11 protein-coding genes and 2 pseudogenes are annotated in these 14,909 nt (G+C 40.5%); 4 read left to right on the top strand and 9 right to left on the bottom strand.

Going from position 1 to position 14,909, the window contains the following annotated elements; translation table 11 throughout:
• Positions 1-28: 28 nt before the first annotated feature.
• A complete protein-coding gene (locus ACNSN3_RS16850; protein ID WP_418609765.1) occupies positions 29-1,984 on the top strand; it encodes a hypothetical protein in 1,956 nt (651 codons plus the stop codon).
• A gap of 62 nt (positions 1,985-2,046) precedes the next feature.
• A complete protein-coding gene (locus ACNSN3_RS16845) occupies positions 2,047-2,505 on the top strand; it encodes a TlpA family protein disulfide reductase (protein ID WP_418609763.1) in 459 nt (152 codons plus the stop codon).
• A gap of 39 nt (positions 2,506-2,544) precedes the next feature.
• On the opposite strand, the gene ACNSN3_RS16840 is transcribed toward ACNSN3_RS16845, so the two are convergent.
• Together ACNSN3_RS16840 and ACNSN3_RS16835 are read right to left on the bottom strand one after the other, a co-directional pair.
• Positions 2,545-3,855 carry a DASH family cryptochrome gene (locus ACNSN3_RS16840; protein ID WP_418609761.1) on the bottom strand — a complete coding sequence of 437 codons (1,311 nt, stop codon included), beginning with the start codon at positions 3,853-3,855 and terminating at the stop codon, positions 2,545-2,547.
• A gap of 132 nt (positions 3,856-3,987) precedes the next feature.
• The gene (locus ACNSN3_RS16835; RefSeq protein WP_418609759.1) at positions 3,988-5,715 is read right to left on the bottom strand and encodes a DUF885 domain-containing protein; all 1,728 of its coding nucleotides are present in this window, start codon (positions 5,713-5,715) and stop codon (positions 3,988-3,990) included.
• Positions 5,716-5,917: 202 nt separating this feature from the next.
• Here ACNSN3_RS16835 and ACNSN3_RS16830 point away from each other — a divergent pair.
• Both ACNSN3_RS16830 and ACNSN3_RS16825 read left to right on the top strand, forming a co-directional pair.
• Positions 5,918-6,091, top strand: a pseudogene (locus ACNSN3_RS16830) (DUF4202 domain-containing protein); the annotation flags it as partial.
• Between the two features lie 40 nt (positions 6,092-6,131).
• Positions 6,132-6,638: a zf-TFIIB domain-containing protein gene (locus ACNSN3_RS16825; protein ID WP_010389445.1), complete on the top strand. Its 507-nt coding sequence runs from the start codon at positions 6,132-6,134 to the stop codon at positions 6,636-6,638.
• A 54-nt stretch (positions 6,639-6,692) separates the two neighbouring features.
• Here ACNSN3_RS16825 and der read toward each other — a convergent pair whose 3' ends face one another.
• The 7 genes and pseudogenes from der to pilW form a co-directional block, all read right to left on the bottom strand.
• On the bottom strand, positions 6,693-8,153 hold the full coding sequence (der, locus tag ACNSN3_RS16820; RefSeq protein ID WP_418609757.1) for a ribosome biogenesis GTPase Der: 1,461 nt from the start codon (positions 8,151-8,153) through the stop codon (positions 6,693-6,695).
• 93 nt (positions 8,154-8,246) lie between these two features.
• The gene (gene bamB / locus ACNSN3_RS16815) at positions 8,247-9,425 is read right to left on the bottom strand and encodes an outer membrane protein assembly factor BamB (protein WP_055011539.1); all 1,179 of its coding nucleotides are present in this window, start codon (positions 9,423-9,425) and stop codon (positions 8,247-8,249) included.
• Positions 9,426-9,435: 10 nt separating this feature from the next.
• Positions 9,436-10,056: a YfgM family protein gene (locus tag ACNSN3_RS16810; protein ID WP_054201417.1), complete on the bottom strand. Its 621-nt coding sequence runs from the start codon at positions 10,054-10,056 to the stop codon at positions 9,436-9,438.
• 44 nt (positions 10,057-10,100) lie between these two features.
• Positions 10,101-11,381 (bottom strand): histidine--tRNA ligase, encoded by a 1,281-nt coding sequence (gene hisS / locus ACNSN3_RS16805; RefSeq protein ID WP_010389440.1) that lies wholly within the window; start codon positions 11,379-11,381, stop codon positions 10,101-10,103.
• Between the two features lie 187 nt (positions 11,382-11,568).
• The gene (gene ispG, locus ACNSN3_RS16800) at positions 11,569-12,687 is read right to left on the bottom strand and encodes a flavodoxin-dependent (E)-4-hydroxy-3-methylbut-2-enyl-diphosphate synthase (RefSeq protein ID WP_008111348.1); all 1,119 of its coding nucleotides are present in this window, start codon (positions 12,685-12,687) and stop codon (positions 11,569-11,571) included.
• A gap of 5 nt (positions 12,688-12,692) precedes the next feature.
• Positions 12,693-13,562: a RodZ domain-containing protein gene (locus ACNSN3_RS16795; RefSeq protein WP_418609753.1), complete on the bottom strand. Its 870-nt coding sequence runs from the start codon at positions 13,560-13,562 to the stop codon at positions 12,693-12,695.
• Between the two features lie 324 nt (positions 13,563-13,886).
• Positions 13,887-14,834: pseudogene (pilW, locus tag ACNSN3_RS16790) on the bottom strand (type IV pilus biogenesis/stability protein PilW); the annotation flags it as partial.
• Positions 14,835-14,909 lie beyond the last annotated feature (75 nt).

The raw sequence follows: 14,909 nt of genomic DNA, 5'->3' as shown, positions 1-14,909 counted from the left end.
TATATTGTACTGAAGATTAAGGATAATCATGGTTAATAAACTACAAGGCAATTATGCTAACTTAAATGCGTTGCTTGCCCAATCGGTCAATAATTCAAACCAAACCAGTATGCTCACAGGTTTGCAATCGCGTGCTCACTTAGCGCCAAGTTCGGCAACAATCACTGATGAAATGCTTAGTCAGTTTAGTGACCAACAAGTCGATGAAATACTTAATCAGCAATTATCCTCGTTACTCACGATTTCCAGCGCACCCAGTGGCTCAAATTATAAGCTCTCTAGTGAAGAGGTTGCACTACGTACGGTAATAAGCTCTCAGCAAGAGGGCTTATTAAAAAACGAACGTAGCGATCAGTTAATTGAGCGCTTAAATTCTTCTGTAAAAAATATCCAAGGTGCTTATGCCAACACTAGCGATATTTTATCAAACTTGGGGCAACTGGGGTTTAATCAAAAAACATTTTTAGCATCTAGCCAACAGCGTGTTGAACGCTCACTTAATCCTTTCATGGAAAGCTTTAATCGCGAGCGATTTGAAGACGATGATAACTATGGGTTTGAGCTTTCGGTAAAAACCAAAGAAGGTGATGTTATCAATATCGCCTTTCATTCTGCGCAAGGTTATGATGAGGAAACAGGCGAAACCACTGACGAATTTAGCATAAGTTATGAAGTAGATGGCGACTTATCTGAGACTGAACACCAAGCATTAACGCAAGTACTTTCTGGTGTTGGTGAAATGGCGGATGAATTTTTTAAGGCTAAACAAAGCGCTTACAGTCGTTACGTACCCGCAAACCAAGCTGATTTAGATTTAAGTTTTCTGAGCAATTTTGATAATAAAGAACTTTCGGGTTTTGATTTGTACTTTTCAACGTCAGAGGGAAATACTGTCGATGCTGATGGAGCGCTCCTTGGAATAGATAATGAGCTTAATTTAAGTTATACCCTTGATGAGGATTCTGAGCAGCAAATACTGGAGTTTGAATCGGTAAACGGACAAAACAATATTGATTTTTCGCTTGATATGTCAACCATTGGGGCTCAAGACAAAAGCCAAATGCAACAATACATAAAAGCGCTCGATAAAAGCTTAGAAGATAGCCAGCTCAATAGCTCTGAGAAAAGTACACGTTCTGCGTTTGGTCACAAAAGTGATGAAGTGATGAAACAAGGGTTGGCTGTTTTTAAAAGTGCGTTTAGTAGTATGTCATCAGCTGCTGAGCGCTATAGTGAAATTGAGTCGGTTGCTACAAAGCAGTTTACTAATGGACGCGAGCTTGTCGCTAATTTAGTTGACAACATGATCACCAAAGATCCGCGCTACCAAGGGCTAGGTAGCAGTAATAAAAATTCCTTAGGTGATGGTATTTCTAAGTTAGCTGATTTTGATGCAAAATTCTCTTTTGCAATGGATCAGGGGGATTACATAGCAACAAGTACCACAAAGCTGAGTCAAAATACAGAACACCAAAAATCAGCAGGGTTAACTGGGGTTACTCAAGATAAAACGGCGAGTACGCGTTTTAATTATGAAGAAGGTAACCGCTCTGACATCCCTCCTGATTATTATGATAAACAAGAAAATTACACTATTGGTACCGCTGTAAAAAATAACGAATTGGTTGCCCTTGATCAGGCTCATGAGGTGGATGTAGATAAAAAAGTGTATCAGTTTAATCCCGAAATATCTCAATACGAGCTAAAAAAAGAATTGAAAGAAACCAGCACCAGTGAGAGTAATATTCGTCTTATTAACGATATTTGGCTCGAGAAAAATGAAGATAGTCATCGTATGGATGAAAGAAAACGACTCAGTGGTGTGGGGGCGTCGAACGAGTTTAGAACAACATCGAGTTATTCACATACGCAATTAGTGACGTTAATTGGTGATTTAGATAAATTAGAACAAAACAAAGAAGTCAAACGTGAGTACTTAGCCGTTTTATCACAAGTGGATGATTTTATGGATAAAAGCAAGTAACTTTTATTTACTTAAGCTCGATTGTGGGTATAGTAACTAAAACACTATTTAAGTATAAGATTATGTTTAAACAATTAATTTTTCTTTTAATGTTGAGTTTACCACTGGCAGTGAATGCAACGCTCAAACCACACTCGGACGCTATTTCTGCTAAGCGTTTATTAAGCGAGCACGATAAATTTGCTAAACAATACCAAGCATTTCCGCCCACACCGCAAGACGTTGCATTGATGCAAAAACTAGCAGGTAAAGAGGTGTTAGTGCTTTTAGGTACGTGGTGTCATGACAGTGCCCGTGAAGTACCTCGATTAATAAAGTTACTCGATGAATCGAAGGTCAAACTCTCGAAAATAACTTTTGTTACAATCGGTTATGACAAACGTGATGAAGCAGGTATTGCCCTGGCGCATGACTTACAATATACCCCCACTTTTATTGTTAAGCATAACGGGGTTGAAGTTAACCGCGTAGTAGAAAAACCCAGCGGCACTCTCGCCCAAGCTTTAACCTTAGGCTTATAACGAGAGTCAGCTAGCCAATATCATGTTCGAGGTTTATTTTTACACTGGCCAATCAGCGGCGTCTAAGTCATCTAATTGTGCATCGCAATGCTCATTTCCTTGCCACTTGGCAATGTATACACCGTGAGGATCATATTGCTGAGTTTGTTTTTGCAAATTAAAGTGACGTCCGCCGCGCGGATCGACACCAACTCCAGCAATATATTGCCAATTACCCCAATTTGACGCCATATCGTAATCGATTAACTGTTGCTCAAAGTAAGCCGCACCATAACGCCAGTCTAGTTGTAGTTCGTTTACTAAACAGCTAGCAACGATTTGTCTTGAGCGATTGCTAATAAAGCCCGTTGCGTTTAGCTCTTTCATAATGGCATTAACTAACGGGTAAGGTGTACTGCCTTGGCACCATTTAGCAAAGCGATTCGGGCTAAACGTGGTGAGTGGCGAGCTTTGTTTCTTACCTTTAAAGGTAAATAACTGATGCTTAACATTAATCGCATGCCACTTGAAATACTCACGCCAGAGCAATTCAAACTTGATCCAGTAAGTTGACTCGTTTGCTCCATACTGCGTTTCATAAGCATCTACAGCACAAAAAACTTGCTTGGCACTAATACAGCCAAAAGCCAGCCAACTACTAAATTTTGTTGAGTTATCAAAGCCATCCAGCTCATTGCGAGTGATTTTATAGCTACTCGGTAAAGCCGATGAAAAGTACTGCTGGCAGTGCTCAAGCGCAACCTGATGCCCACCAAGTAATTGTGTATTCCCTGTTGCTGGCTTTTCTATCGGTTGTTTTGCGCAAAGTATAATAGGTGGAGGCAATCTTGCCGCTGAAAATGTATGTGTGGCTAAACTAATTTCTGCCGCTTCGATCTTTTTTCTAAAAGGTGTAAAGCCGGTTGGTAAATTAGCTAGTTCAAAGGGCAGTTGCTGTTGTTGATATAAAGTATCTTGCATCACAGATTTAAATACCACAGTCGTGCATTTTGACTTAAGAGCACTAATTTGGCGTTGCTCATATACACCTATTTGCTGGCTATATACAACTTCGTCAATGCTAAGCTCATTAATACGCTGTGTTAATACCTCAACTGGATCGCCTTCAATAATATGTAAAGTTTGGCCAAGCTCTAAAACAGACTCCTGTAGCTCATATAGGCTTTGCATTAAAAAGCGTTGTTTGTGGACACCAGAGGGTTTTTGTTGGTAGTTATTGCTTTTAAACCAAGCAGGGTTAATCACAAAGACCAGGTCCAACTCACATTGTTGTTGTGATAAATCATTGAGTATGGGGTTGTCGTCAATGCGCAAGTCATTTTGCAGCCAATACAGAATACGTTTTTTCATACTTATGCTCTGGTTTTTTAAAATCATTTATTTTACGAAGCAAAAGCGAGCAGAGATTAGTTTTGAGGTGTTTAATAGGGCTTTAAAAAGAGGCGATAATAATACCGCCTCTCAATTTGTTTCCGTTGTATCTTAGATAGCTAATTCTTGCTGTGCTATCCAGTCGTTAATTACATCTTCAAGTACCGCCATAGGAAGTGAACCTTGACCAATAACGGTGTCGTGAAAGCTGCGTATATCAAATTTAGCGCCTAGCTGTTTTTCGGCTTTTGCACGCAGTTCGCGTATTTTAATTTCGCCCATTTTGTATGAAAGCGCTTGGCCTGGCCATGAAATATAGCGGTCTATTTGATCCTCCACGGCGCTTTGTGGCAAGGCGGTATGATCAGCCAAATAATCAATCGCCTTTTGGCGGCTCCAGCCAAAGGCATGAATGCCGGTATCAACCACTAAGCGCACTGCGCGCCACATTTCGTAGCCTAAACGACCAAAGTCACTGTATGGACTTTGGTAAAAGCCCGCTTCTTTACCTAAACGCTCTGTATAAAGTGCCCAGCCCTCGCCAAATGCTGAGTGACTCAGTGTACGTCTAAATTCAGGAACGTCTAACTCCATTGCAATGGCGTTTTGTAAATGATGCCCAGGAATAGCTTCGTGCAGGCTAAGTGCTTCTAAATTATATAAAGGCTGCAATTTAGGTGTTGAGGCTAAAAAGTAAGTGCCAGGTGAGCGGTTATCTGGCGGTGGCATATAAAACGCACCACGACTCGCTGAGCCTTTTATAGTAAAGGTGTTACGCGGTAAATGGCCAAAGTAAGTGGGGAGTTTGCCATACATTTTTTGCGTTATAAAAGCGGTTTTTTCTAGCAAGTCTTGGGCGTCTTTTGCGTAAAATTGCTCATCGGTTGCTAAAAATTTTAAAAAGTCGCTGTAGCTGCCTTCAAAACCAACGCTATCAATAATGGCTTGCATTTGTGCTTTAATGCGCGCCACTTCTTTTAGACCAAGTTGATGAATTTGTTTAGGAGTAGCATTAGTGGTGGTGTAGTAATTAACCGTGTACTTGTAATAATCAAGGCCACCTTTGATGCTTGCAATACCCGGCTGCGTTCTACAGTGCGGCATATATTCGTTTTCAAAAAAGTCGTAAAAGTGCTCGTAAGCAGGCACAACTTTTGAGGCAATTATTGTTTTAGCTTTATTTTGGTAAGTTTCTTTTTGCGCTGCAGTAAATGTATTAGGGATGCGGGTAAATGGCTCATATAAGGCGCTATTCTCAGGTTGTTTAACTATATGAGCGTTAATGCTTTGGCCATAATTTTTAAACGTTTCGCAGTAATGTGTAAAACCGGTTTGAATGCCTTGTTTCATTAAATTAATGTTTTGCTGATTAAAACGAGGGTAGTCACTAAGGCTAACTAAAAATGCATCGTAATCCTCAGCAGTTAAAAAGGCCATGTTAGCTGGCGCTTCTGCAAAGTAAGTATGCCAGCCACTTAAAAAATTAATCGGAAAATACTTATCTTGATAAAGGTAGCTTTGCTGCTCTGTTTCTCGCTCATATTTAAATAAGCGGTAGTTCATTAGCTGCTCGCTATTGAGTGTTTTTGGGTCAATGCTGGCTAAGCTTTTTAGTACGCTGTTGTTGTAAGCTTGGCGCTTAGCAATGGCTTGCTCACTCCAATTTGGCAATGTGCCGTTTGGTTTCCAACCGTCTGGATCGGTTCTAAAAAATATTTTTTCTGCTTTCGCATTTTCCCAATGGTTATCAATAATGGTTGTTAAGTCGCTGCTACTGTCGGCTAAGCTTGGCAGCGAGGTGGCTGCTAAACAAATAGCTAAAATTGTTTTTTTAAACATGTTGAATTTCACTTTTTAGAGTTTTAATTGTTATTCATGCGCGTGCCTATTTTACGATAATAACAAGTTCACTCAATTAATGCGTTGGTTTTTAACAGCAGTCTAGCTTATTGTTTTACTGGTGTTTAAAATAAAACATATTGGAGTAGCGATATTTAATAACGTATTTTGCTAACTGATAAGGCGAATAGCCAACACCCAAATATTTATTGAGCATTTCATGCTTAGCTTTGCAGGTTCGAAATCCGATTATGATGAAGAAAAATGGATTGGGATTACTCGCTGTACTTGGAAAAAAATGTCAGATAATGCACATGAGTTTGTATTGGCAGGTCACACACCACTAATTGGCCTGATACACAAAGCGTTAGAATAACTATTTAACTTTAGGTATTAAAATAAAAAGGATTTTGAAAATGTTGTGCCCTCGTACGAATACACCATTGGAGTCTATATTAGTTGGCGGTATCACTGTTTATACATCGTCGTTAGGAGGCGTTTTTTTCGATAACAGCCAAATTTTTAAATTTAGCTCGCCAGAGTTAAAACATGGTCAGGTTTTACTTAAGTATTTAAGTAATTATGCCGAAGGTGAGGGGGAAGTCGCAATGCGAGTAAATTGCCCTAAATGCCCAAGCATAGTGATGATGCGTAGGTATTTTTCACCGCTAAAAGCAGTTGAAATAGATGAGTGCCCTAGCTGTGCGGGAATATGGCTTGATAGTGGCGAATTAAGCAAAATACATGAAAACCATTTAACACCCAAAGAACGAAAACTGCTAGCCCACGAAATGGCCACCAATCATGGGTTTATAACTATTAAAACGCCAAAATCGAAATATTATCCTAAAGCGCCTAAAAACCTTCAAGGCACCACAGTTGAACGGCTGGTGCAATTGGCATTACTTAATTTTGAATCATAAAAAACGGCGTACTATAAAGTACACCGTTTTATTAAACTGACTTAATCAAAATCGTTATGACTTATTGCGGTTTTCTTTACTAAACGCGCGAATTTTACGTTTTTGCGACAGGGTTACTTTATTAGTGCGCCCTGCAAATGGGTTATCGCCTTCTCTAAATTCAATTTTGATTGGCGTACCCATAATTTTTAGTGCTTTACGATAGTAGTTCATGAGGTAGCGTTTGTAGCTATCAGGTAAGTCATGTACTTGGTTACCATGAATAACGATACGTGGCGGATTGTAGCCCCCAGCATGCGCATACTTAAGCTTAACACGACGTCCACGAACAAGTGGTGGCTGATGGTCGGCCTGTGCCATGTCCATAATACGACGCAACATAGCAGTACTAATCCGCTTAGTTGCCGACTCATACGCTTCGTCAACTGATTCAAATAAATGACCAACACCAGTACCATGCAGAGCAGAGATAAAGTGTAGGCGGGCAAAATCAATAAAGCCTAAACGACGATCAAGCTCAGTCTTAATACGGTCTTTAACGTAGTTATCTAGACCATCCCACTTATTCACGGCAATAACTAATGAGCGCCCTGAGTTAAGCGCAAAACCTAACAGGCTTAAGTCTTGATCAGAAATACCATCGCGGGCATCAACCACTAATAACACGACGTTACAATCTTCGATTGCTTGTAGCGTTTTAATGACTGAGAATTTCTCAACCACGTCACTTACTTTTTTACGTTTACGCACACCAGCGGTATCGATAAGAATATATTCTTTATCGTTACGGGTCATCGGAATGTAAATTGAGTCGCGGGTTGTACCTGGCATATCGTATACAATAACACGGTCTTCACCTAGTATACGGTTAGTAAGGGTTGACTTACCTACATTTGGACGACCAATAATTGCCAGCTTTACCGGCTTGTCGGCAAACGCTTGGTGATCGGTGTCATCTTCTTGATATAAGTCGATAAGTTCTTCATCGTCATCGGCTACATCTTCATCAAGAGCGGCAAGTTCAGCAATAACAGGCTGAAGAGTTTGCTCAAGCAGTAAAGTAATACCACGGCCATGTGCGGCAGCGATATGATGAACTTCACCAAGTGAAAGTTGATAAAATTCAGCACAGTTTGAGTCGGCATCAATGCCGTCTGTTTTATTGGCAACAACAAAACATTTTTTCTCTTGCTTACGTAAGTGGTTAGCAATAGCTTGATCAGCCACTGTCATACCCACGCGAGCATCAACTAAAAATAAAACAATATCCGCTTCTTCAATGGCTAGTAATGACTGATCAGCCATTTCGGTTTCGATACCTTCTTCTGAACCATCAATACCGCCCGTATCTACCACGATAAATTCAAAGCCATCGTAATTTGCTTGGCCATATTTTCTATCACGCGTTAAGCCAGGAAAGTCGGCAACGAGTGCATCACGAGTACGTGTTAAACGGTTAAATAATGTGGATTTGCCCACATTGGGTCGCCCTACAAGAGCGATCACGGGAAGCATAAACTACCTCTTTAAAAAACAACAAAAGGCTTCGCAGTGCGAAGCCTTACAAAAAATAATTAACTATTAGTGCCTTACACTAATAGTAGACAGTTAGTTCGGTATTTTTACCGCGCTAACTTCACCATCGCGGGTGTATAAAATCAATTTATCGTCAGCGACAACGGGCTCAACAAAAAAACCTGAGCTGTCAAAGTCTTCACGAGATACTAGCTCGCCAGTTTCTTTATTTAACCAATGCAAATTGCCTTCTTGGTCACCTAACGCTAAATAATTACCGGCAACCGCTGGACCTGTTAAGTACCAGCCACGTAGAGCGGGTTGGCTCCAACGTTCAATGCCTGAATCCTTATCAAGTGCATAAACAACGCCGTTACTATCAACAACGTAAATTGTTTGCAAATCCATGCTAATTTCACGGTAGCTGCTGTATTCACGTTTCCATACAACATTACCTGAACGAATATCTACTGCTGATAAGTTACCATTGTATGCAATAGCGTAAGCAAATGGACCGCTAATGATCGGCTGCGTATCTACATCAACTAAACGTTCAAACTCTGATGCGCCTTTTGGCACTGCAATTTCTGCACTCCATGCCGAGTAGCCACTCTCAGAAATTAAAACACTTAACTTACCTGTTTCTAGGCCTAGTAACACACCACCGTTAGCCACAGTAGGTGAGCTTTGACCGCGTAAAGTCAGCGGTGGCACTTCTTGCTCAAAGCTCCAGCGTTCTTCACCAGTATCTGGGTGAAGCGCAAGTAACTTACCTGAGGCTAAATTTACAAAGATTAAGCCATCACCTGCAGCGGGTTTAGAGAGTGATTCGCCAGGTACTTTTTTACGCCAGATTTCTTTACCAGTCTCACGGTCAAGTGCAATTACATAACCATGTTCAGAGCCTAAATAGATTTTACCATAAGCTTGTAATATTCCGCCTGATAATTTTGCACTATCGTTATCGCTCCAAGGCCAAAACGATAAATCTTGGCGAACGTCGGTTTCCCATTGGGTATCGCCATTGGCAAGTGATAAGGCTTCTACTTGGCCTTCACGGCTAGCAACATACACTGTCTCTTTATAAACAGCAGGTGATAAGCGTGAAAAGTAATGCTCTACACCACTACCAATTGATTCTTGCCATACCACATCAGTTTCAAATTGATTGGCTATTTCTGGAAGCACCAGTTCTTCTTCGTCATCACTTGAAGAACACCCCATTAGGGTTGCCATACATAGGGCAAGCGTTGCTGTTGTTATTTTTCTCATGCCTAAAACCTTATGCCGCTGGGCTAGTTACTGCTAGGTCATCTAACTTAATTTGTAAAAGAGGATTACTCGTTAATCCACCTGCATCAACAGCAGCTTGGTAAGCTACGCGTGCTTGCTCTTTATTGCCTTGTTGAGTGTAAATATCACCTTTTAATTCAGCCACATTTGCGTTAAATGCTTCAGGAAGAGGAGCATTTAATGTACTCAATGCATCATCGTATTGCTGCTGAGCAATTTGCACACGTGCTAAACGTGTTGTTGCAATGGCTTTAAGCTGGGCGTTATCAACGTTAGTTACGATCCAGCTTAATTTTTCATTTGCTAAATCTAAGTTTTGGGCATCTACAGCTTCTTTTGCAGCAACAAATGCCGCTAGAGTTGCGTACTGAGTGTCTTTGTTTTCACTGATAAATGCATCAGCAGACGCTAATACGCTGTCGCTTTCAACAAGCTTAGTGTATGCATCAGATGCTTGCTCTGCGGTCGTTATTTGATTTTGGTTGTATGCTTTCCAGCCATATAAACCACCTAAACCAACAATAACGCCTAACGCTAGTGAAAGGCCGTTTTCACGAAAAAAGCGTTTAATTGCTTCTGCTTGTTGTTCTTCTGTTGAATAAATTTCCATGCTTACCTCTGTTAAAGCGCTTCACTACTTACGCTTTATATAATTTAGCTATTAATTAGTTCTGCAAGTAACGTTTTAGCTTGTTCTAGTTCTAGTGTGACTTGTTCTTTACGTTCACGTAAGTATTTAATAGTCACAACGCCTTGCTCTAATTCATCTTCACCGATAATAATTGCGACGAGAGCATCGCTTTTATCAGCACGTTTAAGTTGTTTTTTAAAGTTACCACCGCCAGCGTGCACCATTACGCGTAATCCAGGTACATCACGACGTAAGGTAGATGCAATTATAGGCGCTTGAATACTAGCTTTGTCGCCCATAGCTGCTAAATATACATCAGCACTACGGCGTATGTCACCTACACATTCAAGTGCTTGAAGCAGTAAAACCAAGCGCTCTAAACCCATCGCGAAACCTACCGCAGGGGTTGATTTACCGCCTAATTGTTCTACTAAACCATCATAACGACCACCAGCACATACAGTACCTTGTGCACCTAAGCTGTCGGTTACCCATTCAAATACAGTGCGGTTGTAATAATCTAAGCCACGTACCAGCTTTTCATTAACCGTGTATTTGACGCCTGCGGCATCTAATCGTTCACATAAATTTTCAAAATGTTCTTTTGATTCAGCATCTAAATGTTCAGATAACTTTGGTGCATCGACTAAGATTGCCTGAATGTCTGGATTTTTAGTATCCAAAACGCGCAGTGGGTTAGAGTACATACGACGTTTTGAATCTTCATCTAGTACATCGGTATGTTGTTCTAAAAAGGCGATTAAGGCATCGCGGTACTGTGCGCGAGCTTCGTTTGAACCTAATGAATTAAGTTCTAAACGCACATGGTCAGTAATGCCAAATGCTTCCCAAAGTTGCGCCGTGAGTAAAATAACTTCGGCGTCAATATCGGCGCTGGCAATACCAAAAGTCTCTAAACCAAACTGATGAAATTGACGGTAACGACCTTTTTGTGGGCGTTCATGGCGAAACATAGGGCCCATGTACCAAAGGCGTTGTTCTTGATTGTATAACAGGCCATTTTCGTTACCTGCACGTACACACACTGCAGTCCCTTCCGGGCGCAAGGTTAAATTGTCGCCGTTACGATCGGCAAAGGTGTACATTTCTTTTTCTACTATATCGGTTACTTCACCAATAGAGCGTTTAAATAGGTCGGTTGATTCTACAATTGGAAAACGAATTTCTTGATAACCAAACGATGATACGGTCTCGCGTAAAATGTGTTCTACTTTCTGCCAAACTTGCGTATCGCCTGGCAGGCAATCGTTCATACCGCGAACTGCCTGAATTTGTTTTGCCACTGATAAATCCTAAATCTGTTTATGTGCAACCCTGGGCTGCAACCACGTAAAACTAAAAAATCGACCCTGCATTATAACCTTAACTATAAGGTAATTGCGAGCGTAGCGGAGCGTACGTAATTTATACTACGTTGTGAATACCGCGACTAAAAAAGGTCATTTAAATACATAGTGTTGTAACAACACATCACTCTACGATTTTTATGTCGATTGGAGTTTGTTGTTGCTTCTGTTCAATGAAATCGCGTACATAGCCTTCAAGTTGATCAACAATATTATTGTTATCAATACGGGCTTTTTGGCGTTCGCCATTAATGTATAAACCTGAGCGACGGTTTGCGCCGGCAAGGCCAATATCACTCACTAATGCTTCGCCTGGTCCATTAACCACACAGCCAATGACTGACACTGAAACTGGCTCAATAATATCTTCTAAACGCTCTTCAAGTTGATTCATGGTGCTTACTACATCAAACTCTTGGCGTGAACAGCTAGGGCAAGCAATAAAATTAATGCCGCGAGAGCGAATACGCAATGATTTTAATATATCAAAGCCTACTTTTATTTCTTGAACTGGATCCGCTGCTAGTGATACACGCAGCGTGTCACCAATACCTTCAGCTAATAACATGCCTAAACCAACAGCCGATTTAACTGAACCAGAGCGCATGCCGCCTGCTTCAGTAATGCCTAAATGCAGTGGCTGATCGATCTCTTTTGCAAGTAGACGATACGCGCCAACTGCTAAAAATACGTCTGACGCTTTCACCGAAATTTTAAATTGGTCAAAGTCTAAGCGACGTAATATATCTACATGGCGCATTGCCGATTCAAGTAGAGCTTCAGGTGTTGGCTCGCCGTATTTTTCTTGTAGGTCGCGCTCAAGTGAGCCGCCATTTACGCCAATACGAATTGGAATGTTATGCTCTCGAGCTGAGTCGACAACCGCTCTAATACGCTCTTCACTGCCAATGTTTCCTGGATTAATACGTAAACAATCAACGCCATACTTTGCTACTTTTAATGCAATACGGTAGTCAAAGTGAATATCAGCAACCAGCGGTATCGATACCTGCTCTTTAATGCTTTTAAATGCTTCAGCTGCATCCATAGTTGGTACAGATACACGCACTATGTCAGCACCGGCATCTTGAATCGCTTGAATTTGAGCTACAGTGGCATCAATGTCCATGGTGTCTGTGTTGGTCATTGACTGCACGGCAATTGGTGCACCATCACCAATTGGAACATTACCCACATTAATGCGGGTGGATTTTCTGCGTTTTATAGGAGATTCTGAAAACATAGCGACTACTCTGCTAAGGGTAATTTAAATTTAGCTAAACGGTTTTTAGGAAAAGCCGAAATATCAACTGGCTCACCATTTAGGGTAATACGAACAACATCGTGCTTGCCTAATACTACTGAAAAAGGTGCTACACCGGTTAGGGTCATTTCGTAGCCTGCTTTTTTTACACCAAATGCAATTTTCTCATCGTTGGCATCGTGGATTTCAACCCAGCTTTCGTCATTAAACATCATAATAATGGTGCTTAAATCACTGTTTGTTAGTTCACTTTGGCTTTGTGCATCGTTAAGGGGCGCAGCCTGAATTGTTTGTTGTTCATTGATTACGGCTGAGTTTGCTTGTGGTGCAGGCTCAATCTCATTTGATTGTGCTTCATCGGCAGCTTCTGCTAACAGTTTTGTGCTTTCTTGTTGCTCCGAGATGAGCGAATTATTTGCATTAATAGTGTTAGTTTGTTCATCAATAGGCATTGCATTTTGCCACCACCATACGGCTGATGAGCCAATAACAATGGCTAAAATTAAATAACTTACCGTCATTAGTCGGCTGTCATGGGCTTCTTTTTCTGTACGTCTTGAAAAGCTTTGCATATCTACAGGCTTATCTGATGTGCTATAGGCTGGCAGCATAGTTAAAATAGCAGTGCTATCAATGTTTAGCGTGCGACAATAATTTTTTATGTAGCCTTTAACAAATGTTTTTGCGCCTAGTAAATGATATTCGTCGTTTTCAATATGCTCAACCTGCGATTCAGTCAACTTTAATAATGATGCAATCTTAGCAAGGCTAATGTTTGCATTTTCTCTATGTGTTTTTAGTATTTGACCTACAGAGGGTTCATCGTTCTGCGGTTGTGTATTATCTTCATTCATAATGTGTATCAGTTTGGATCCACTAGTAAAAGTTTATGTTTTGGCTTAACAACCAGAGTAAGACTTCGTTTTTATTTTTTGGTATTCGTTAATTCTTGTTACTAAGGCGCACTATAAAAAGGGACTACATGAAATATCTTAAAAACTATACCGTGTTTAGATAAAATTTATGTGTTTTTAAGTCCTTTAATACACCTTATTCGTAGTAGTCTAGCATTGTATCACACTGAAATGCTAAATTGCTTTACCCTAAAACAGGCTTTTACACATCATCCTTAAGGCTATATTTTGGTTTACAGCTAAAAGGTGTGTAATTATCTAGCGTATTTTTTTAGTTTGCTCACCTGACGCTTCGCTATTTGAAGTCGGTATGGGGCTTTTTTTACGAATAACCTTTATTTTCGGCTCAGCAATAATTTGATTGTTATTATTGCTTTCTTGTAATTCATCTAACTGTGCTTGGCGATATTTTTCACGTAGTACTTCAAATTCTGTTCGTCTTAACTGGTTATCGCGAATAGCGTTAGCTTGCATACTACTAGGGTAGGTTTGTAATAAGGTTGTCGCAATTTTTTCTGCTTCTTCAATTTTACCCATTCGTTGTTTAACCAAATAGCCAAGCAACAAAGCGCGAGAAGAAACTTGCGCGGTATCGTCATAACGTTTTATTAAGTTGCTGGCTTTGTACAAGTCGCTTTTTGCGTAATATAAAGCGGCTAAGCTTATTAATGTAGATGCGCGTTGTGAACTATGGTTTAGTGCTTGCTGAAAATAGCTTTCGGCGTTGGTGAAATCGTTAAACTCAATGGCACATAGAGCCAAATTTTCATAGCTTTGCGCTACACGAATATAACTAGGTATTTCAATCGCTTTTAAAAACTGATCGGTGGCGCGGTCATACTCATTAATACTGCACAAAAACGTGCCGTAGTTGTTTAAGGTGTTAGGATCATTTGGCTTAATGGCCAACGCTTTTTGATAGGCTTTGTCGGCTAATCCGTTCTCGCCAACTTGTTGGTAATAGTATGCTAAAGAGTAGTGTACTTCGGGTAAGTTTGGGGCGTACTCGCTGGCACGTTCTAAGTTATATTTAGCTTGAGAGTTATTGCCTGTATTTAAATACTGTAATGCCAATGCTATGCGCGTGCGAGCTGCACCATCGTTATTAATTTTATTCTCGAGGACCGGTTTATCGCTGCCGTTGTAACTATTTTCGGTAACACAACCGCTTAAAAACAGTGTTGATAGTGCTAACGTAAGTAAAAATCGCATTACTTTGTCTCTTTATTTATATCCATAACCTCTATCTTACCTCAAAGCCTTTGTGTTGCATCATTTATTTAAAAA

The sequence above is a fragment of the Pseudoalteromonas sp. US3C1004 genome (assembly GCF_048401065.1).
Taxonomy (GTDB): domain Bacteria; phylum Pseudomonadota; class Gammaproteobacteria; order Enterobacterales; family Alteromonadaceae; genus Pseudoalteromonas; species Pseudoalteromonas undina.
Note: the sequence above shows the minus strand (reverse complement) of the source record. Positions and strands in the feature narration are given on the sequence as shown.

Excerpts from the sequence above, each read along its gene's own strand:
- ACNSN3_RS16850 (WP_418609765.1), top strand. The coding sequence starts at position 29 with ATGGTTAATAAACTACAAGGCAATTATGCTAACTTAAATGCGTTGCTT.
- ACNSN3_RS16845 (WP_418609763.1), top strand. The coding sequence starts at position 2,047 with ATGTTTAAACAATTAATTTTTCTTTTAATGTTGAGTTTACCACTGGCA.
- ACNSN3_RS16840 (WP_418609761.1), bottom strand. The coding sequence starts at position 3,855 with ATGAAAAAACGTATTCTGTATTGGCTGCAAAATGACTTGCGCATTGAC.
- ACNSN3_RS16835 (WP_418609759.1), bottom strand. The coding sequence starts at position 5,715 with ATGTTTAAAAAAACAATTTTAGCTATTTGTTTAGCAGCCACCTCGCTG.
- ACNSN3_RS16825 (WP_010389445.1), top strand. The coding sequence starts at position 6,132 with ATGTTGTGCCCTCGTACGAATACACCATTGGAGTCTATATTAGTTGGC.
- der (WP_418609757.1), bottom strand. The coding sequence starts at position 8,153 with ATGCTTCCCGTGATCGCTCTTGTAGGGCGACCCAATGTGGGCAAATCC.
- bamB (WP_055011539.1), bottom strand. The coding sequence starts at position 9,425 with ATGAGAAAAATAACAACAGCAACGCTTGCCCTATGTATGGCAACCCTA.
- ACNSN3_RS16810 (WP_054201417.1), bottom strand. The coding sequence starts at position 10,056 with ATGGAAATTTATTCAACAGAAGAACAACAAGCAGAAGCAATTAAACGC.
- ispG (WP_008111348.1), bottom strand. The coding sequence starts at position 12,687 with ATGTTTTCAGAATCTCCTATAAAACGCAGAAAATCCACCCGCATTAAT.
- ACNSN3_RS16795 (WP_418609753.1), bottom strand. The coding sequence starts at position 13,562 with ATGAATGAAGATAATACACAACCGCAGAACGATGAACCCTCTGTAGGT.